The sequence below is a fragment of the Kitasatospora sp. NPDC002040 genome (genome assembly GCF_040296785.1).
Lineage (GTDB): Bacteria > Actinomycetota > Actinomycetes > Streptomycetales > Streptomycetaceae > Kitasatospora.
This window is the reverse complement of record NZ_JBEOXV010000002.1, coordinates 1,043,096-1,061,320: the sequence shown is the minus strand read 5'-3', so window position 1 is coordinate 1,061,320 and position 18,225 is coordinate 1,043,096. Positions and strand designations below refer to the sequence as shown.

Below are 18,225 nucleotides of genomic sequence, written 5' to 3'. Positions count from 1 at the left end.
AGTCTCTGCCTGCCCCGAAGGGCCCTGTCCGTGCACCCGTCAGGAGGCTCCCGTTGTCCCCCTTCCCGAGCCCGCCGACCCCGGACGGCGCACCGCGATGGCGCGCGGGTGCGGACCGGCGTGGGATGGGCGGGTGACGTACCGTCAGCCCGCATGGACCCGGGCCTGGGCCGACCTGCCGCCCGTGGCGGGTGCCGCCGTGATGGCCACCGGCATCATCTCGATCGCCCTGGAGCTGAGCGGCCACCACGGCCTCTCGGTGGCGGCGCTGGCCCTGGCCGGGGCGCTCTGGCTGGTGCTGGCGGCCGACTTCGGGCGGCTGCTGGTCCGGGACCTGGCCCGGTTCGAGGCCGAGGCGGACACCCCGCCCGCGCTCACGGCGGTGGCCGCCACCACCGTGCTCGGCGCCCGGCTCTCGGTATTCGGATGGGGCCGGGTGGCGGCGGTGCTGCTGGTGCTGGCCGTCCTGCTCTGGCCGGTGCTGCTGACCGCGGTGCTGCGGCACTGGCAGCGGCGGATGCCCGGCGCCGCCTTCCTGGTCTGCGTGGCCACCCAGGGCATCGCCGTCCTGGCCGCCACCCTGGCCGCCGCCGGCCACCGGCCCTGGCTGGACCGGGTGGCGCTGGCGTTCTTCCTGCTCGGCCTGCTGCTGTACGTCGAGGCGCTGGTCCGGTTCGACCGCCGGCAGCTCCTGAGCGGGGCGGGCGACCAGTGGGTGGCGGGCGGCGCGCTGGCGATCTCCGCCCTGGCCGGGGCCAAGCTGACGGCCTCGCAGGTGTGGGGCGGCGAGGCGCTGCGCACCACCACCCTGGTGCTGCTCGGGTTCGCGCTGGCCTGGTACGCGGTGCTGCTCGGGGCCGAACTGGCCCGGCCGCGCCCGCACTACGACGTCCGGCGCTGGGCCACCGTCTTCCCGCTGGGCATGACCTCGGCGGCCTGCCTCACCGTGGCGGACGCCACCGGGGTCGGCTGGCTGCGCCCGCTCGGCGAGGTGCTGCTCTGGGTCGCGGTGGCCGGCTGGGGCCTGGCGGTGGCGGGCGCCGCGGTCAGTCGCGCGTCCTGAGCCAGGCCAGGTGGGCGGCGTACACCTTGCGCCAGAGCCGGCCCCGGTCGGCCTCCGGCAGGTCGAGGCCGAAGACGTCGCCGAGCGCGGCGAACCAGTCGGCGGGGGCGGTGAGTTCGGTGCTGCTCCGGCCGGTGGAGTCGGTGCGGGTCAGCACGCAGCCGCGCAGCGCGTCCAGCCCGTCGGCGTCCCGGCGCAGCACGCAGGCGGTGCCCGCGAACTGCGAGTCGGGGGAGCCCGAGAGCCACTCGTGCTGGGCCAGGAAGTCCGCCCCGGTCGCGGTCTCCTTGCGGAAGTCCATTCCGGGGAACGAGCCCTGCGGGTCGTGGGTGAACCGCCACCCGCCGGGCTCGGCCGCCGAGGGCGCCAGCCCGAAGTCGAACGGACCCTGACGGTACGTCCCCTCGCGCAGCGGCAGCGGCTCGTACAGCCCGTCCCCGAGCCCGGTGTCCGCGAACCAGAGCTGCCCCTCGCACTCCACCGTCAGCGCCAGGTGGTTGGCGTTCGCCCCGGCCGGGGTCGCCGGGTCCACCTGGACCCCGCCCACGTGCCACTCCACCCGGTAGCCCAGCGCCGTCAGCAGCGCCGAGAACGCCCCGTTGAGATGGAAGCAGTACCCGCCCCGCCCGTCCAGGATCCGCCGCACCGAGTCGGCCGGCTCGATCGTGGTCGGCCGCGCCAGCTGGATCTCCAGCGTCTCGTACGGCACCCGCTCCACCTGCGCCCGGTGCAGCGCGAACAACCCGTCCACCGTCGGTTGCCCCGGCCGCTCGACCCCGAGCCGCCGCAGGTACCGGTCGACAACCGTGTCAGTCAGCATGCCCGCACACTAACCGGTATGACCATCACCCAGCAGACCCTTCGTCAGGTCCGCCCGACGCCCCGCCGTGCGGACGTCTGTTCGGCCCGGGTACGGTCGGCGGCATGACAGCGGACCAAGGGCAGGCCGGGCGGATCGTCTTCCTCAACGGGACCTCCAGCTCCGGCAAGTCGAGCCTGGCGGCCGCGCTGCTGCGCCGGCTCGAACCGCTCCACTTCCACCTGGCCGTCGACGCCTTCAACGCGATGTCCGCCAGCAGGGACCTGTCGCCCGAGGAGCTCGACCTCGCGCTCCGGCGGATGCGGAGCGGGTTCCACCGGGCGATAGCGGGCATGGCGGCGGCGGGCAACCACGTCGTGGTGGACCACGTGCTGAGCGAGCCGTGGCGGCTGCGGGACTGCCTGGAGGTGCTGGCCCCGTACGAGGTGCTGCTGGTCGGCGTCCGCTGCGCGCTGCCCGAGCTGGAACGCCGGGAGCGGGCCCGGGGCGACCGGCCGGCGGGCCTGGCGGCGCTCCAGTACGAGCGGGTGCACGCGCACGGCGTGTACGACCTGGAGGTCGACACCGGTCGGTACAGCAGCGAGGAGTGCGCCGCGCAGATCGCCGCCCACCTGGAGGGCGGGGCGAAGCCGACCGCGTTCGACGAGCTGAGGTTCGAGCTCAGCTGAGCTCGGCCGCCAGCAGGTCCATCAGCAGCCCGTCGTGCCACGTCCCGTCCGGGCCGCGCTCGTAGGACCGCATCACCCCCACCGGCCGGAAGCCCACCTTGGCGTAGCAGCGGATCGCGGCCGCGTTGTCGGCCGCCGGGTCGATCACCAGCCGGTGGAAGCCCAGGGTGCCGGTCAGGTGGCGGGCCAGCGTCCGGACCGCGTCCGCGCCCAGGCCCCGGCCGTGCACGGCCGGGTCGAGGAAGATGTCGATGCCCGCGTGCCGGTAGTCCGGGTCGGTCTCGGCGTACCACTGCACCGCGCCGACCACCCGCCCCGCGTGCTCGACCGCGAACACCTCCGTCCCCGGATCGGCCAGGCTCTCCGCCACCTCGGCGGGCAGGTCGCCGGTCCCGTGCCAGCGGGCGAACACCTCCGGGGCGGCCCGGATCTCGGCCAGCGGGGCGACGTCCTCGGCGGTGGCGGGGCGGAGCGTGACGGCGGTGCCGTACAGCGTGGTGGACATGGACCGGACGTTACCCGCCCCGGACGGAACCGGCCCGCCCGTCTCTGACCTCCTGTCAGCCGTGGACACGGGAGCACGGCGACGGGGACGGGGACGACCGGTGGCCGGGACGGCCGTCCTGGTGACGGCGGTACTGCTCCGGCCCGGGCTGGTGCCCAACGGGTGGCTGCGGCTGGGCAGCCTGCTGGAGACCTTCCTGCCCTGGCCCTGCCGGTCCTGGCGCTGCTGCGCCGCTCCGCCCCGGCGGGGGTGGCGGTGGCGCTGGGCGCGGTGGTCTGGGCCGTGCTGTTCGTCCCGGTCGGGGACACCGGGCCGGGGTCGCTGACGGTGGTTCAGCACAACGTGGACGACGCCAACCCGGACCCGACCGGCACCGCCCGGACCCTGGCCGCCGCCGGCGCCGACCTGATCGCGCTGGAGGAACTGCTCCCGGAGCGGCTGCCCGAGTACCAGGCCGTGCTCGGCGCCGACCACCCCCACCGCGCGGTCGAGGGCACCGTCGGCCTCTGGTCCAGGTACCCGCTCACCGACGTCCGCCCGGTCGACCTCAAGCCGCGCGGCCTGGCCGCCGACTGGCGCCGGGCCCTGCACGCCACCCTGCACACCGAGCAGGGCGAGACGGCGGTGTACGTGGTCCACCTGCCGTCCGTCCGGCTCGGCCCGGGCGGCTACCGCACCGACCCCCGGGATGAGAGCGCCCGGCTGCTGGCCGCCGCCCTGGCCGCCGAACCGCTGCCCCGGGTGGTCCTGCTCGGCGACCTCAACGGCACCCTGGACGACCGCGGCCTCGCCCCGGTCACCGATCAGCTGGGCGAGGGCGGCCGACGGGAGCTCAGCTGGCCCCGCTCCTTTCCGCTGGCCCGGATCGACCACGTACTGACCCGGCACGCCGCCGTGACCGGCAGCCGGACCCTGCCCGCCACCCCCAGCGACCATCTGCCGGTGGCGGCGCGGATCAACCTCGGCGGGCTCGGATAGCCTGGGCGGACGATGGAAAGTTTCACGACGCCATGGGGCGAGTTCGAGCTGAGCCGCTTCCCCGAGGACCCGCGCGACCGCCTCCGGGCCTGGGACGCCGCCGACGAGTACCTGCTCCGGCAGGTGCACGGGACCGACGACACCCCGCCGGTGGACCTGACCGGACGGGTGGTGCTGCTCGGTGACCGCTGGGGCGCGCTGGCCACCGCCCTCGCCGCGCACCGGCCCACCCAGATCTCCGACTCCTACCTCGGCCGCCGCGCCACCGCCGCCAACCTGGCCCGCCACGGCGCCGGGCCGGACGCGGTCGAGCTGCTCACCACCCAGGACCCGCCGCCGGAGCGGATCGACGTACTGCTGGTCCGGGTGCCCAAGAGCCTCGCGCTGCTGGAGGACCAGCTGCACCGGCTGGCCCCCGCCGTGCACGCCGGGACGGTGGTGATCGGGGCGGGCATGACCACCGAGATCCACACCTCCACCCTGCACCTGTTCGATCGCATCCTCGGCCCGACCAGGACCTCACTGGCCGTCAGGAAGGCCCGGCTGATCCTCTGCACGCCCGACCCGGCGCTGCCCAGGACCCGCAGCCCGTGGCCGATCAGCTACCAGCTCCCCGACGGCATCGGCCCGGTCTCCGGACGGACCGTCACCAACCACGCGGGCATCTTCTGCGCCGAGCGCCTCGACATCGGCACCCGCTTCCTGCTCGCCAACCTCCCGGCCACCACCGGCCCGAAGCGGATCGCCGACCTGGGCTGCGGCAACGGCGTGGTCGGCACCGCCGCCGCGCTCGCCAACCCGGGGGCCGAGCTGCTCTTCGTGGACGAGTCGCACCAGGCGGTGGCCTCCGCCGAGGCCACCTTCCGGGCCGCGCTCGGCCCGGCCGCCAAGGCCGAGTTCGTGGTCGGCGACGCGCTGGCCGGCGCCGAACCCGACTCGGTCGACCTGGTGCTCAACAACCCGCCCTTCCACAGCCACCAGGCCACCACCGACGCCACCGCCTGGCGGATGTTCACCACCGCCGAGCGGGCGCTCCGTCCGGGCGGCGAGCTCTGGGTGATCGGCAACCGGCACCTCGGCTACCACGTCAAGCTGCGCCGCCTGTTCGGCAACTCGCAGGTGGTCAGCAGCGACCCGAAGTTCGTCGTCCTGCGGGCCGTCAAGAACTAGGCCGCAGTCACTGCGCCGGCCGGATGGCCAAGTCCCGCTCGGCCGGCGGGCCACCCTGGGCCGGCAGCCTGCCGGAGACCGAGACGGTGGCGGTCATGGTGGCTGCGGGCGCCGGGATGGAGCTGATGGACACCCAGGTGTCCACCCCCGCGTAGGACTTGGAGCTGGGGGAGGTGGTGCTGCCGATCGCCGTGTTCCCGCTGCTGCCCGGGTAGGCGTCGCCCGCGTCGCCGCGGTTGTGGGCCAGCTCCAGGTCGCGTCTGGCGTCGGCCTGGACCAGGCCGACCCGGTAGTGGTGCTCGTCCGTGTTGCCGGTCCTGCTCTCGTCGACGTGCCAGACCAGCAGGCCCGCGCCGGGCAGCGAGACGTCGTAGCCGCTCCGCTGGCGGTTCTCCACCAGGAAGTACTCGCTGCCACCGGCGCCGTCCTTCCAGAGCCGGTGCACGGTGTGGCCGGACTTCACGTCCTCGAACGCGACGGTGCCGCCGGTGGTGACCACGTCGACGCCGGCCCAGCCCTGGTTGACCTTGCACCAGGCCGAGGGGTGCACCGGGATGTCGCCGCCGCCGCCCCAGGAACCGCCGCCCATCAGGTACCAGTTGCCGACGCCCTCCGAGCTGCCGTCGGTGTCGTACAGGTCGGGGAAGCCGAACAGCAGGTGGCCCAGCTCGTGCGCGCAGACCCCGATCCTGGCGTCCTCGGGGATGGTGAGGTAGGCGAAGACCCTGGTGCCGTCGGCGTCGAGCGCGGCGGGCAGGGTCCACTTGTGGGACCAGATGTCGCCCGGGTCGCCGCTGACCTCGCCGCCCGAGCCGGCGTGCACCACGATGAACGCGTCCACGAAGCCGTTGCCGTCGTTGTCGTACGGGGCGAGGTCGATCAGCGGGTCGGCGGCCAGGGCGGTGTCACGGGCCATCAGGTGGGCGCGCGGCTCGCCGCCGGGGCGGCCGATGCCGAAGTTGCCGTTGGCGTACCAGGCCAGCGTCTGCGGCAGCCGGATCGGGCCCACCACCTCGCCGACGATGTCGATCAGACCGTGCGTCACCTCCCGGTAGTACTCCCGCACGCTGCCGTGCGGGAGCTCGCCGAGGGAGAAGAACAACTGCTCGAAGTGGGCCTTCGGGGCCGCCATCGCACGGTCGGAGAAGTCGGCCAGCACCACCGCGACCCGGAGCGGGCCGCGCAGCGGGGCCCGGTCGGCGGCGGCCGACTGGATGGTGTCGTACGGGGTGCCGAGCGGGAACTCGTCGGGCGGCAGGATCGCGCCGTCGTCGAAACCGAGCCGCTTCGGGGTCCGGCCCACCGCCAGCTGGCCGCTCAGCTCGTCGGGGCCGGAACGGACCCGGGCCAGCTCCTGCCGCAGGCGCTCGCGCAGCTCGGGACTGGGGGCGACGGCGCAGAAGTCGGACCGGACGGCGCGGGTTCGGGACATGGCGACTCCCTCGACAGCTGACTGCGATCTCGTGGCTACTCATGGTAGGGACGCGAGCGCGCGTTGGATACGGTCGGTCGAGGGAGAACGCCCGCCAGGTCAGTCCTGTTCGACCACGAAACTCTCGGTGGCGGCCTTGCTGGCGCCCAGCCGGCCGAGCAGTCCGTCCGCCCCCTCCAGCTCCAGCAGGGAGAGCAGGACGTGCTCGGTGCCGACGTGGTTGTGGCCGAGCCGGAGCGCCTCTCGGAAGGTCAGCTCCAGCACCTTCTTCCCACCCGCGTCGTACGGGATCAGCCCGGGCACGTCCTCGACCGGCGCGGGCAGCACCGCGCCGACCGCCGCGCGGACCGCCTCGGGGGTCACACCCTGGGCGGCCAGGGCCCGGGCGCCGGTGGACTCGGGGGCGGCGAGCAGGCCGAGCACCAGGTGCTCGGCCCGGATCTCCAGGTTGCCCGCCGCCCTGGCCTCCTCCTGGGAGGCCATCACCACCTGCCGGGCCCGGTCGGTGAACCGGCCGAAGCCCTGGCTCGGGTCGAGATCGCCGGGCTCGCCCGGGTCCTTGGCGACGAAGCGCTTCTGGGCGGCCTGGCGGGTCACGCCCATGCTCCGGCCGATGTCGCTCCAGGAGGCGCCGGAGCGCCGGGCCTGGTCCACGAAGTGGCCGATCAGGTGGTCCGCCAACTCACCGAGGTGGTCGGCGGCGATGACGGCGCCGGAGAGCTGCTCCAGCGCATCGGGGTGGACCTTCTTGATGGCGTCGATCAGGTCGTCGAGCCGCACGGGGATCGTCATGCGTCAACTGTAGGTTGCCTTTTGTCGCAGCGTCAACCACGCGTTGACATCTTCCCGGTCAGGCCCCCGTCGGCTGCTGCCGCACCGCGGGCCGGGCCGCCGGACCGGCCGGCCGCCGGCGCAGCACCGACCGCAGCACCGCGGGTGCGAACAGCCCCTGCGGCGGCGCCTGGAGGTTGGCCACCCGGAGGAAGGCCCGGGCCACCTGCGGGTCCTCGGCCGCCGCCCGGTGCAGCCGGGCGATGTACCGGTTGACCAGCCGCACCCGGAGCGGGCGGCTGCCCTCGACGAACGGGAAGCGCAGATCGCCGCCGACCGACATGTCCCACGGCACGTCGACCGCGGCCGCCGCCCGCCGGAAGAAGTCCCGGACGGCCGCCGCGCCGCTGCCCTGCGCCAGCGACTCCCGCAGCGCCACGGCCTGCACGGCCGCGGCCGTCATGCCCTGCCCGTACGAGGGATTGAACTGGCACAGCGCGTCGCCGAAGACCAGGTAGCCCTTCGGGAGCCGGTCGATCCGCTCGTAGCGGCGCCGGATCGACACCGGGATGCGCATCAGCCGGGGTTCCGTCAGCGGCTCCAGCCGCTCCAGCAGCCGGTGCAGCTCGGGCACCGGCAGCCGGGCCGCGAAGGCGTGGAAGCCCTCCGGGTCGACCGGCGGGTTGTCGCCGTTCATGCCGAACAGCGTCACCAGCCAGCGGTCCCCCTCCGCGCTCAGCGCGACCCCGCCGCGCGGTGCCGACGCCGAGGCGCCGATCACGTACGCGTCGGCCTCCGCCCCGCCCGGCAGTCGCCGGTACTCCCGGGAGACGTACACCAGCCGGGAGTCCACCCGGTCCTCCTCCGGCGGCTCGTAGCCGAGCGAGCGCAGCCAGGCCTCGCCCCGGTTGCTCCGCCCGGTGGAGTCCACGAACAGGTCGGCGGGCACGGTGTGCGGCTCGGTGTTGACCTCCAGCAGCCGCACCCCGGTGATCCGGCTCCGCCCCGGGTCCGCGACCGGCTCCAGCACCTCGCACCGGTCCTGGATGCTCACCCCCGGCAGTGCGGCCACCCGCGAGCGCAGATAGCGCTCCAGCGCGGGACGGCTGACCAGCAGGCAGGGCAGCTCCGAGTGCCCCGCGCTCATCGGGTACCCGTCGTTGAACCAGCGCACGTCCGCCTGCGCGTCCCGGATCAGCGCGCCGCCGGCGACCAGGTCCGCCCCCAGGCCGGGGAACAGCTCCTCCAGCACCTCGAACCCCCGCGACAGCACCCCGTGCGCGTGGTGGCTCTGCGGCACCCCCCGGCGCGCCACGCCCTGCTCCGGCAGTGCGTCCCGGTCGACCACCGTGACCTGCCCGTACGTCTCCGACAGCACCCGGGCCGCCAGCAGCCCCCCGATCCCCGCCCCCGCAACGACCGCGTGCCCGCCCCTGTCACCCGTCATGCTGTCCTCCTCGTCCCCGGCCTCGGGGACGAGCATGGCTCACGCGACTTGACGGACGATTGCCATCCGATTGGCGACCGCCTGCGGCTCCGTCAGGAGCCGCAGGCGGCGCTGCTCAGCACTGGGGCCGACGACCGTGGTTCGCCTTGCGCTTGGCGCGTGCCTTCTTCTTCCGGCGCCGCTTCGACGACATGGCCACTCCTCTCGCAACGGGATGTTCCGACCACCGTTCCACGCCGGGTCCGGCCCCGCCTCCCGGTGCGGCCGTACGGCTGGGGGCCCGACCTGACACACCGTCGGTGCGGGAGCCGGTGACCCGGCAGAGTGTGGCTCTGGCCGCCGAGGGCTCCTTGCATGAATGTTCCGTGATGCGTATATTCATGCCGAGTCCTAGGAGGGATCATGGCATTGCGAGTCGCCGTCGCCGGCGCCAGTGGATACGCGGGCGGGGAGGTGCTGCGCCTGTTGCTCGGGCACCCGGAGATCGAGATCGGGGCACTGACCGGCGGGTCGAATGCCGGCGCCCGGTTCGGTGCGCTCCAGCCCCATCTGCTTCCCCTTGCGGACAGGGTATTGGAGCCGACCACCCCCGAGGTACTGGCCGGTCACGACATCGTCTTCCTCGGCCTGCCGCACGGGCAGTCGGCCGCCGTCGCCGAGGCGCTCGGCGACGACGTGCTGGTGGTGGACTGCGGGGCGGACTTCCGGCTCAAGGACGCGGCGGTCTGGGAGAAGTTCTACGGCTCCCCGCACGCCGGCACCTGGCCGTACGGCCTGCCCGAGCTGCCCGGCCACCGGGCCGCGCTCAAGGGCAGCAAGCGGATCGCCGTCCCCGGCTGCTACCCGACCGCCGTCTCGCTCGCGCTCTTCCCCGCGTACGCCGCGAAGCTGGCCGAGCCCGAGACGGTGGTGGTGGCCGCGTCCGGCACCTCCGGCGCGGGCAAGGCGGCCAAGGCGCACCTGCTGGGCAGTGAGGTGATGGGCTCGATGAGCCCGTACGGCGTCGGCGGCGGCCACCGCCACACGCCGGAGATGGCGCAGAACCTCGGCCCGGTCGCGGGGGAGGACATCACCGTCTCGTTCACCCCGACCCTGGCGCCGATGCCGCGCGGCATCCTGGCCACCTGCAGCGCCAAGGCAAAGCCCGGCGTGACCGCCGCGAGCCTGCGGGCCGCGTACGAGGAGGCCTTCGCGGGCGAGCCGTTCCTGCGGCTGCTGCCGGAGGGCCAGTGGCCGCAGACCAGCTCGGTCTACGGCTCGAACGCCGCGCTGGTCCAGGTCGCCCTGGACGAGCACGCCGGCCGGATCATCGCGATCAGCGCGATCGACAACCTGGTCAAGGGCACCGCCGGCGGCGCGGTGCAGAGCATGAACATCGCCCTCGGGCTCCCCGAGGAGCTCGGCCTCCCGCTGAACGGAGTTGCACCGTGACGAACACCCCCAGCATCGGCGTGACGGCGGCGAAGGGCTTCCGCGCCGCCGGGGTGACCGCCGGCATCAAGGCCAGCGGCACGCCCGACCTGGCCCTGGTGGTCAACGACGGCCCGTCCAACGCGGCGGCCGGCGTCTTCACCTCCAACCGGGTCAAGGCCGCCCCCGTGCTCTGGTCCGAGCAGGTGGCCAAGGGCGGCCGGATCTCGGCGGTCGTCCTCAACTCCGGTGGCGCCAACGCCTGTACCGGACCGCTGGGCTTCCAGGACACCCACGCGACCGCCGAGAAGGTGGCCGCCGAGCTGGAGCTGAGCGCGGGCGAGGTGGCGGTCGCCTCCACCGGCCTGATCGGGCTCCGGCTGCCGATGGACCTGCTGCTGCCCGGGGTGGAGCAGGCCGCCAAGGCGCTCACCGCCGACGGCGGCGAGGCCGCCGCGATCGCGATCAAGACCACCGACACCGTGCACAAGACCGCCCAGGTGACGCGGAACGGCTGGACCGTCGGCGGCATGGCCAAGGGCGCGGGCATGCTCGCCCCCGGCCTGGCCACCATGCTCGTGGTGCTCACCACCGACGCCGACGTGCCGGCCGAGGGCCTGGACGCCGCGCTCCGCAGCGCGACGGACACCACCTTCGACCGGATCGACTCGGACGGGTGCATGTCCACCAACGACACCGTGCTGCTGCTGGCCTCGGCCGCCTCCGGGATCGCCCCGGCGCAGGACGAGTTCGCCGCCGCGGTCTCGGCCGTCTGCGCCGACCTGGCCCGGCAGCTGATCGGTGACGCCGAGGGCGCCAGCAAGGACATCCGGATCGACGTGACCGGCGCCGCCACCGAGCAGGAGGCCGTCCAGGTGGCCCGGGTGATCTCCCGGAACAACCTGCTCAAGTGCGCCCTGCACGGCGAGGACCCGAACTGGGGCCGGGTGCTGGCCGCGATCGGCACCACCGACGCCGCCTTCGACCCGAACGAGCTGAACGTGGCCATCAACGGCGTCTGGGTCTGCCGCGACGGCAGCGTCGGCGACGACCGCGACCTGGTCGACATGACCGGCCGCGAGATCGTCATCACCGCCGACCTGAGGGCCGGTCAGGCCGCCGCCACCGTGTGGACCAACGACCTCACCGCCGACTACGTGCACGAGAACAGCGCCTACTCCACCTGAGCCGGGGGACCCCGTGAAGATCGCACCCAAGGGCGAACAGGCCCGTAACAACACCGCGTTGCCCAAGGCGCGGACCCTGATCGAGGCGCTGCCCTGGCTGGAGCGCTTCCACGGCAAGACCGTGGTGATCAAGTTCGGCGGCAACGCCATGGTGGACGAGTGTCTCAAGGCCGCCTTCGCCCAGGACGTGGTCTTCCTCCGCTACGCCGGCCTGCACCCGGTCGTGGTGCACGGCGGTGGCCCGCAGATCAGCGAGCAGCTGAGCAAGCTCGGCCTGGAGTCCTCGTTCACCAACGGCCTGCGGGTCACCACGCCCGAGACCATGGACGTGGTCCGGATGGTGCTGGCGGGCCAGGTCCAGCGCGAGCTGGTCGGCCTGCTGAACGAGCACGGCCCGTGGGCGGTCGGCATGACCGGCGAGGACGCGCACACCATGACGGCGGTCAAGCGCTACGCCGTGGTGGACGGCGAGCAGGTCGACATCGGCCTGGTCGGCGACATCGTCAACGTCGAGGCGGGCGCGGTCAAGGCGCTGATCGCGGACGGCCGGATCCCGGTCATCTCCTCGATCGCGCGCGGCACCGACGGCCACGTCTACAACATCAACGCGGACACCGCCGCCTCCGCCCTGGCGGTCGCGCTCGGCGCGGAGATGCTGGTGGTGCTGACCGACGTCGAGGGCCTGTACGCCGACTGGCCGAACTCGGACGACGTGATCAGCCAGCTCGGCACCACCGAGCTGGAGGCCATACTGCCCACCCTGGCCAGCGGCATGCTGCCCAAGATGGAGGGCTGTCTGAACGCGGTCCGCTCCGGCGTGGGCACCGCCCGCGTGCTGGACGGCCGGGTGCAGCACAGCCTGCTGCTGGAGATCTTCACCGACGAGGGCATCGGCACCATGGTCGTGCCGGACGACGAAGCAACGGTCCTGGGGGGCCTGGCATGACGAACGATCAGCTCACCCAGCGGTGGCAGCACACGCTGATGGACAACTACGGCACGCCCCGGATCCCGCTGGTGCGCGGCGCCGGCTCGACCTTCTGGGACGCGGACGGCAACGAGTACCTGGACCTGGTCGGCGGGATCGCGGTCAACGCGCTCGGCACCGCCCACCCGGCCGTCGTGGAGGCGGTGACCGCGCAGATCGGCCGGCTCGGCCACGTCTCCAACCTGTTCATCGCCGAGCCGACCGTCCGGCTGGCCGAGCGGCTGCTGGAGCTGTTCGGACGCCCCGACGGCCGGGTGTTCTTCTGCAACTCCGGCGCCGAGGCCAACGAGGCCGCCTTCAAGATCAGTCGGCTGACCGGCCGGACGCACCTGGTCTCGCTCCAGGGCGCCTTCCACGGCCGGACCATGGGCGCGCTGTCGCTCACCGCCCAGCCGGCCAAGCAGACCCCGTTCGTGCCGCTGCCCGGTGACGTCACGTACGTCCCGTTCGGCGACATCGAGGCGCTCCGGGCGGCCGTCACCACCGAGACCGCCGCCGTCTTCCTGGAGCCGATCCAGGGCGAGAACGGCGCGATCCCGCTGCCCGAGGGCTATCTGACGGCGGCTCGGGAGATCACCCGGGCCACCGGCACCCTGCTGGTGCTGGACGAGATCCAGACCGGCGTCGGCCGGACCGGGCACTGGTTCGCCCACCAGGCGTACGAGGGCGTCGAGCCGGACGTGGTGACGCTGGCCAAGGGCCTCGGCGGCGGTCTGCCGATCGGTGCCACGGTGGCCTTCGGCGCGGCGGCCGAGCTGTTCCACGCGGGCCACCACGGCACCACCTTCGGGGGCAACCCGGTGGTGGCGGCGGCCGGTCTGGCGGTGCTCGACACCATCGCCGCGGACGGGCTGCTGGAGCACGTGCAGAAGGTCGGCGAGCAGCTCCGGGCCGGGATCGAGGCGATCGGCTCCCCGCTGGTCGACCACGTCCGGGGCGCGGGCCTGCTGCTGGGCATCGTGCTCACCGCGCCGGTCGCGGCGAAGGTCCAGGCCGCCGCCCAGCAGGCCGGTTTCCTGGTCAACGCCGCCGTGCCGGACGCCGTCCGGCTGGTGCCCCCGCTGGTGCTCACCGAGCAGGAGGCCGACCGCTTCCTGGCCGCTCTGCCGGAGATCCTGAACAGCGTCGCCCCCGACGCGAACGTCTGAGCGACCTCCGGGAGAATCCTCGACATGACCGCACCCAACCCCGACCAGCCCGCCGCCGGGCCGACATCGCAGGTCCCGCAGACCCGCACCGCCCGGCACCGGCGGATCGTGGACCTGTTGACCCGTCAGCCCGTCCGTTCGCAGAGCCAGCTGGCCAAGCTGCTCGCCGACGACGGACTGGTGGTCACCCAGGCCACCCTGTCGCGGGACCTGGACGAGCTGGGCGCGGTGAAGATCCGGAACCGGGACGGCGCGCTCATCTACGCCGTCCCGGCCGAGGGCGGCGACCGCACCCCGCGCGCCCCGATGGGGGAGTCCGCCACCGAGGGCCGGATGGCCCGGCTGGCCGGCGAGCTGATGGTCTCGGCCACCGCCTCCGGCAACCTGGTGGTGCTCCGCACGCCGCCGGGCGCGGCGCAGTTCCTCGCCTCGGCGATCGACCAGGCCGAGGTGTTCGAGATCATCGGCACCATCGCCGGTGACGACACGGTGCTGTTGATCAGCCGTGACCCGTTCGGCGGCCAGGCCCTGGCCGACCACCTGATGCAGCTGGCCCAGGCCAAGGCGCAGTAGCGGTACCACCGCACCATGTTTTGAATTTCATACGGACTAGTGCATACTTATGCCTGTCGTCGTAACCCTGTTCGCACTGTTGTGAAGGAGAAAGCCGTGACCGAGCGCGTCGTACTCGCCTACTCGGGCGGTCTGGACACGTCCGTCTGCATCGGCTGGATCGCCGAGGAGACGGGCGCCGAGGTCATCGCCGTCGCCGTCGACGTCGGCCAGGGCGGCGAGGACCTGGACGCGATCCGTCAGCGCGCGCTGGACTGCGGCGCCGTCGCGGCCGAGGTCGCCGACGCCCGCGACGAGTTCGCGGACGAGTACTGCCTGCCGGCCCTCAAGGCCAACGCCCTCTACCAGGGCCAGTACCCGCTGGTCTCGGCGCTGTCCCGGCCGGCCATCGTCAAGCACCTGGTCGCCGCCGCCAAGAAGCACGGCGCCACCACGGTCGCCCACGGCTGCACCGGCAAGGGCAACGACCAGGTCCGGTTCGAGGTCGGCATCCAGTCGCTGGCCCCCGAGCTGAAGTGCATCGCCCCGGTCCGCGACTACGCGATGACCCGGGACAAGGCGATCGCCTTCGCCGAGGCGAAGAACCTCCCGATCGTCACCACCAAGAAGAACCCGTACTCGATCGACCAGAACGTCTTCGGGCGCGCGGTCGAGACCGGCTTCCTGGAGGACATCTGGAACGCCCCGATCGAGGACGTCTACGAGTACACCCAGAACCCGGCCACCCCGCGTGAGGCGGACGAGGTCGTCATCACCTTCGAGGCCGGCGTCCCGGTGGCCATCGACGGCCGCAAGGTCTCGGTGCTGCAGGCGATCGAGGAGCTCAACAAGCGCGCCGGTGCCCAGGGCGTCGGTCGGCTCGACATGGTTGAGGACCGCCTGGTCGGCATCAAGTCCCGGGAGATCTACGAGGCCCCCGGCGCGATCGCGCTGATCACCGCGCACCAGGCGCTGGAGAACGTCACGGTCGAGCGCGAGCTGGCCCGCTACAAGCGGCAGGTCGAGCAGCGCTGGGCCGAGCTGGTCTACGACGGCCTGTGGTTCTCCCCGCTCAAGCGCGCGCTGGACGGCTTCCTGAACGAGGCCAACCAGGTCGTCTCCGGCGAGATCCGGATGGTCCTGCACGGCGGCCGCGCCGTGGTCAACGGCCGCAAGTCGGACCAGTCGCTGTACGACTTCAACCTCGCCACCTACGACACCGGCGACACCTTCGACCAGTCGATGTCCAAGGGCTTCATCGAGATCTTCGGAATGTCGTCGAAGATCGCGGCCCGCCGCGACCTGGCCTGAGCCACGCAGTGAAAGCCCCGGCTGCCCTGGGCAGCCGGGGCACCGTACTACCCGAACCCGTATGAAGGAGCCCACGCGATGACCGCCGATCAGAACGCAGACGTCCGCCTCTGGGGCGCGCGCTTCGCCGACGGCCCCTCCGAGGCGCTGGCCAAGCTCTCCGCCTCGGTCCACTTCGACTGGCGGCTGGCCCCGTACGACATCGCCGGCTCCAAGGCGCACGCCCGGGTGCTGCACCAGGCCGGGCTGCTCAGCGAGGAGGAGCTGGCCGGCATGCTCGGCGGGCTGGACGCGCTGCTGGCCGACGTGGCGTCAGGCGCCTTCACCGGCACGGTCGCCGACGAGGACGTGCACACCGCGCTGGAGCGCGGCCTGCTGGAGCGGCTCGGCCCCGACCTGGGCGGCAAGCTGCGGGCCGGCCGGTCGCGGAACGACCAGATCGCCACCCTGTTCCGGATGTACCTGCGGGACCACGCGAAGATCATCGGCGGTCTGGTGCTGGACCTCCAGCACGCCCTGGTCGGCCTGGCCGAGGCGCACCCCGACACCGCGATGCCGGGCCGCACCCACCTCCAGCACGCCCAGCCGGTGCTGTTCGCCCACCACGTCCTCGCGCACGTGCAGGCCCTCGGCCGGGACGCCGAGCGGCTGCGCCAGTGGGACACCCGCACCGCCGTCTCCCCGTACGGCTCCGGTGCGCTGGCCGGCTCCTCGCTCGGCCTGGACCCGGAGGCGGTCGCCGCCGAGCTGGGCTTCGAGCGCGGCTCGGTCGGCAACTCGATCGACGGCACCGCCTCGCGGGACTTCGTGGCCGAGTTCGCCTTCGTCACCGCGATGATCGGGATCAACCTGTCCCGGATCGCCGAAGAGGTGATCATCTGGAACACCAAGGAGTTCGGCTTCATCACGCTGCACGACGCCTTCTCCACCGGCTCCTCGATCATGCCGCAGAAGAAGAACCCGGACATCGCCGAGCTGGCCCGGGGCAAGTCCGGCCGCCTGATCGGCAACCTGACCGGCCTGCTGGCCACCCTCAAGGCGCTCCCGCTGGCCTACAACCGGGACCTCCAAGAGGACAAGGAGCCGGTCTTCGACTCCTGTGACACCCTCGAGGTCCTGCTGCCCGCCTTCACCGGCATGATGGCCACCCTGACGGTCCACCGGGACCGGCTGGAGGAGCTGGCCCCGGCCGGTTTCTCGCTGGCCACCGACATCGCCGAGTGGCTGGTCCGGCAGAACGTCCCGTTCCGGGTCGCGCACGAGGTGGCGGGCGCCTGCGTCAAGGTCTGCGAGGGCCTGGGCATCGAGCTCTCCGACCTGACCGACCAGCAGTTCGCCGAGATCTCCGCCCACCTGACCCCCGAGGTCCGCTCGGTGCTCATGGTGCACGGCTCGATCGGCTCCCGGAACGGCCGGGGCGGCACCGCCCCGTCCGCCGTCGCGACCCAGCTGGCCGAGCTGAAGGCCGACCTGGCGGTCCAGCAGGAGTGGGTCCAGGGCTGACGTCCACCCGGTCGAAGGGGCGCCCTCGGGCGCCCCTTCGTCGTTCTCCCGTACGTGATCCGTTACGCCGAACTGCGCCCCGTCCTCACCCGAACGGACTGGGTGGTCCCGTCCGTCGAGGAGCAGGTGCTGACCGCCGCCAGGGAGCGCGCGGTGCGCCGCGCGCTGGCCCGGCTGCCGGGCCGCTGCCCCGAACTGATGACGGCGCTGGCCGAGGCCCCGGAGCTGACGTACCGCCAACTCGCCGAGCGGCTCGGCCTCCCGCAGGGCAGCATCGGACCGACGCGTTCGCGCTGTCTCGCCTGTCTGCGCGCCCTCCTGCACAACGAGCGGCCGCAGTGACGCCCCGGTGCTGCCGGAGTGATGCTCACCACGTCCGGCGGCCGGAAGGTTGCCGGGGGCGGACGAGTGGGTAGAGCGGTGGCGAACGTGCCCTTGACGGTCCCTCAAGCGGCCGGATACTGGGCGTGCGACAGATCCGGCCCGGGGGACAGCCCGGGCACGACTGCGCCACCCCCGGTCAGGGCCGATCCCCGGCCGGGAATCCTTCGCAGGGCAACCGGTGCGCCACCCTCACCCCGTGCACCGGGAACTAACGATGGGGAGGCCCCCGCACATGGGCATGAGCGTGAACATCTCGGTGGCGAACGAAGAGGACGCGGAGCAGATCCTCAAGCTCCAGTACCTCGGCTACCAGTCCGAAGCCGAACTGTACGGCGACTGGGCGATCGAGCCCCTGACCCAGACCCTGGAGAACCTGCGGGCCGAACTGGCCGAGCGCCACGTCCTGGTCGCCCGGCTCGGCGACGAGATCGTCGGCACCGTCCGCGGCTCGGTCGACCGCGAGGGCACCGCGCACGTCCACCGCCTGGTGGTGCACCCCCGGATGCAGCGGCACGGCCTCGGCGGCCGGCTGCTGGAGGCGGTGGAGCGCCAGCTGAGCGCCGAGTACCCGGTCAGCTCGTTCGAGCTCTTCACCGGCCACCGCAGCCTGGGCAACCTGCGCCTGTACGCCCGGCACGGCTACCGGCAGACCGGCGTCCGCGAGGTCAGCCGCAGCCTGAGCATCGTCACCCTGGAGAAGCAGGTCGCGGTCGCCGCCGCGGCCTGACCCCGGGGCCGCAACCCGGACGGCGCCCGACCTGATGACCGGTCGGGCGCCGTTCGGGCTTGGTACGGCTGTGTCGTGTCCGCATTTCGGACCGGAGTTCCTGATAATTGGGACCGTGTCCATATGTCTGATTTACTTTTGCCCATGACCACGACGACGAC

General features: G+C 73.0%; 18 protein-coding genes and 1 pseudogene. 13 read left to right on the top strand and 6 right to left on the bottom strand.

What is annotated here, in order from left to right:
• The first annotated feature begins 133 nt into the window (after positions 1–133).
• Positions 134–1,063, top strand: a complete 930-nt coding sequence (locus ABT118_RS10100) for a tellurite resistance/C4-dicarboxylate transporter family protein (protein ID WP_350646255.1) — start codon at positions 134–136, stop codon at positions 1,061–1,063.
• Here ABT118_RS10100 and ABT118_RS10095 read toward each other — a convergent pair.
• Positions 1,047–1,883 (bottom strand): arylamine N-acetyltransferase family protein, encoded by an 837-nt coding sequence (locus ABT118_RS10095; protein ID WP_350646254.1) that lies wholly within the window; start codon positions 1,881–1,883, stop codon positions 1,047–1,049. The genes ABT118_RS10100 and ABT118_RS10095 overlap by 17 nt on opposite strands.
• A 104-nt stretch (positions 1,884–1,987) precedes the next feature.
• On the opposite strand from ABT118_RS10095, the gene ABT118_RS10090 reads away from it, so the two are divergent.
• A complete protein-coding gene (locus ABT118_RS10090; protein ID WP_350646253.1) occupies positions 1,988–2,551 on the top strand; it encodes a chloramphenicol phosphotransferase CPT family protein in 564 nt (187 codons plus the stop codon).
• Here ABT118_RS10090 and ABT118_RS10085 read toward each other — a convergent pair.
• On the bottom strand, positions 2,544–3,056 hold the full coding sequence (locus tag ABT118_RS10085; RefSeq protein WP_350646252.1) for a GNAT family N-acetyltransferase: 513 nt from the start codon (positions 3,054–3,056) through the stop codon (positions 2,544–2,546). The two genes, ABT118_RS10090 and ABT118_RS10085, sit on opposite strands and share 8 nt — an antisense overlap.
• Here ABT118_RS10085 and ABT118_RS10080 point away from each other — a divergent pair.
• Positions 3,055–4,034 (top strand): annotated as a pseudogene (locus ABT118_RS10080) (endonuclease/exonuclease/phosphatase family protein). The gene ABT118_RS10085 and the pseudogene ABT118_RS10080 overlap by 2 nt on opposite strands.
• 12 nt (positions 4,035–4,046) lie before the next feature.
• Positions 4,047–5,204 (top strand): methyltransferase, encoded by a 1,158-nt coding sequence (locus ABT118_RS10075; RefSeq protein WP_350646250.1) that lies wholly within the window; start codon positions 4,047–4,049, stop codon positions 5,202–5,204.
• A 7-nt stretch (positions 5,205–5,211) separates the two neighbouring features.
• Here ABT118_RS10075 and ABT118_RS10070 read toward each other — a convergent pair whose 3' ends face one another.
• From ABT118_RS10070 to ABT118_RS32745, 4 genes are all read right to left on the bottom strand, one after another.
• Positions 5,212–6,636: a M6 family metalloprotease domain-containing protein gene (locus ABT118_RS10070; RefSeq protein WP_350646249.1), complete on the bottom strand. Its 1,425-nt coding sequence runs from the start codon at positions 6,634–6,636 to the stop codon at positions 5,212–5,214.
• 99 nt (positions 6,637–6,735) lie between these two features.
• A complete protein-coding gene (locus ABT118_RS10065) occupies positions 6,736–7,428 on the bottom strand; it encodes a Clp protease N-terminal domain-containing protein (RefSeq protein WP_350646248.1) in 693 nt (230 codons plus the stop codon).
• Positions 7,429–7,486: 58 nt separating this feature from the next.
• Positions 7,487–8,854, bottom strand: coding sequence for an NAD(P)/FAD-dependent oxidoreductase (locus ABT118_RS10060; protein ID WP_350646247.1), 1,368 nt, complete (start codon positions 8,852–8,854; stop codon positions 7,487–7,489).
• A 115-nt stretch (positions 8,855–8,969) separates the two neighbouring features.
• Positions 8,970–9,047: a 50S ribosomal protein bL37 gene (locus ABT118_RS32745; protein WP_502884518.1), complete on the bottom strand. Its 78-nt coding sequence runs from the start codon at positions 9,045–9,047 to the stop codon at positions 8,970–8,972.
• 209 nt (positions 9,048–9,256) lie between these two features.
• On the opposite strand from ABT118_RS32745, the gene argC reads away from it, so the two are divergent.
• The 9 genes from argC to ABT118_RS10015 all read left to right on the top strand — a co-directional run bounded on the left by argC (position 9,257) and on the right by ABT118_RS10015 (position 18,064).
• Positions 9,257–10,285: an N-acetyl-gamma-glutamyl-phosphate reductase gene (argC, locus tag ABT118_RS10055; RefSeq protein WP_350646246.1), complete on the top strand. Its 1,029-nt coding sequence runs from the start codon at positions 9,257–9,259 to the stop codon at positions 10,283–10,285.
• 14 nt (positions 10,286–10,299) lie between these two features.
• On the top strand, positions 10,300–11,451 hold the full coding sequence (gene argJ, locus ABT118_RS10050; RefSeq protein WP_350646566.1) for a bifunctional glutamate N-acetyltransferase/amino-acid acetyltransferase ArgJ: 1,152 nt from the start codon (positions 10,300–10,302) through the stop codon (positions 11,449–11,451).
• A gap of 13 nt (positions 11,452–11,464) precedes the next feature.
• Positions 11,465–12,397 (top strand): acetylglutamate kinase, encoded by a 933-nt coding sequence (argB, locus tag ABT118_RS10045; RefSeq protein WP_350646245.1) that lies wholly within the window; start codon positions 11,465–11,467, stop codon positions 12,395–12,397.
• The gene (locus tag ABT118_RS10040) at positions 12,394–13,587 is read left to right on the top strand and encodes an acetylornithine transaminase (RefSeq protein WP_350646244.1); all 1,194 of its coding nucleotides are present in this window, start codon (positions 12,394–12,396) and stop codon (positions 13,585–13,587) included. The genes argB and ABT118_RS10040 overlap by 4 nt, the downstream gene beginning before the upstream one ends.
• Positions 13,588–13,611: 24 nt before the next feature.
• Positions 13,612–14,160 carry an arginine repressor gene (locus ABT118_RS10035; RefSeq protein WP_057241209.1) on the top strand — a complete coding sequence of 183 codons (549 nt, stop codon included), beginning with the start codon at positions 13,612–13,614 and terminating at the stop codon, positions 14,158–14,160.
• Positions 14,161–14,256: 96 nt separating this feature from the next.
• Positions 14,257–15,450, top strand: coding sequence for an argininosuccinate synthase (locus tag ABT118_RS10030; RefSeq protein WP_350646243.1), 1,194 nt, complete (start codon positions 14,257–14,259; stop codon positions 15,448–15,450).
• A gap of 78 nt (positions 15,451–15,528) precedes the next feature.
• The gene (gene argH / locus ABT118_RS10025; RefSeq protein WP_350646242.1) at positions 15,529–16,953 is read left to right on the top strand and encodes an argininosuccinate lyase; all 1,425 of its coding nucleotides are present in this window, start codon (positions 15,529–15,531) and stop codon (positions 16,951–16,953) included.
• Positions 16,954–17,007: 54 nt separating this feature from the next.
• On the top strand, positions 17,008–17,295 hold the full coding sequence (locus tag ABT118_RS10020; RefSeq protein WP_350646241.1) for a sigma-70 RNA polymerase sigma factor region 4 domain-containing protein: 288 nt from the start codon (positions 17,008–17,010) through the stop codon (positions 17,293–17,295).
• 274 nt (positions 17,296–17,569) lie between these two features.
• Positions 17,570–18,064: a GNAT family N-acetyltransferase gene (locus ABT118_RS10015; protein ID WP_350646240.1), complete on the top strand. Its 495-nt coding sequence runs from the start codon at positions 17,570–17,572 to the stop codon at positions 18,062–18,064.
• Positions 18,065–18,225: the final 161 nt, after the last annotated feature.

Excerpts from the sequence above, each read along its gene's own strand:
- ABT118_RS10070 (WP_350646249.1), bottom strand. The coding sequence starts at position 6,636 with ATGTCCCGAACCCGCGCCGTCCGGTCCGACTTCTGCGCCGTCGCCCCC.
- ABT118_RS10060 (WP_350646247.1), bottom strand. The coding sequence starts at position 8,854 with ATGACGGGTGACAGGGGCGGGCACGCGGTCGTTGCGGGGGCGGGGATC.
- ABT118_RS10085 (WP_350646252.1), bottom strand. The coding sequence starts at position 3,056 with ATGTCCACCACGCTGTACGGCACCGCCGTCACGCTCCGCCCCGCCACC.
- argH (WP_350646242.1), top strand. The coding sequence starts at position 15,529 with ATGACCGCCGATCAGAACGCAGACGTCCGCCTCTGGGGCGCGCGCTTC.
- ABT118_RS32745 (WP_502884518.1), bottom strand. The coding sequence starts at position 9,047 with ATGTCGTCGAAGCGGCGCCGGAAGAAGAAGGCACGCGCCAAGCGCAAG.
- ABT118_RS10040 (WP_350646244.1), top strand. The coding sequence starts at position 12,394 with ATGACGAACGATCAGCTCACCCAGCGGTGGCAGCACACGCTGATGGAC.
- argC (WP_350646246.1), top strand. The coding sequence starts at position 9,257 with ATGGCATTGCGAGTCGCCGTCGCCGGCGCCAGTGGATACGCGGGCGGG.
- ABT118_RS10095 (WP_350646254.1), bottom strand. The coding sequence starts at position 1,883 with ATGCTGACTGACACGGTTGTCGACCGGTACCTGCGGCGGCTCGGGGTC.
- ABT118_RS10075 (WP_350646250.1), top strand. The coding sequence starts at position 4,047 with ATGGAAAGTTTCACGACGCCATGGGGCGAGTTCGAGCTGAGCCGCTTC.
- ABT118_RS10015 (WP_350646240.1), top strand. The coding sequence starts at position 17,570 with ATGGGCATGAGCGTGAACATCTCGGTGGCGAACGAAGAGGACGCGGAG.
- ABT118_RS10065 (WP_350646248.1), bottom strand. The coding sequence starts at position 7,428 with ATGACGATCCCCGTGCGGCTCGACGACCTGATCGACGCCATCAAGAAG.
- ABT118_RS10090 (WP_350646253.1), top strand. The coding sequence starts at position 1,988 with ATGACAGCGGACCAAGGGCAGGCCGGGCGGATCGTCTTCCTCAACGGG.
- ABT118_RS10035 (WP_057241209.1), top strand. The coding sequence starts at position 13,612 with ATGACCGCACCCAACCCCGACCAGCCCGCCGCCGGGCCGACATCGCAG.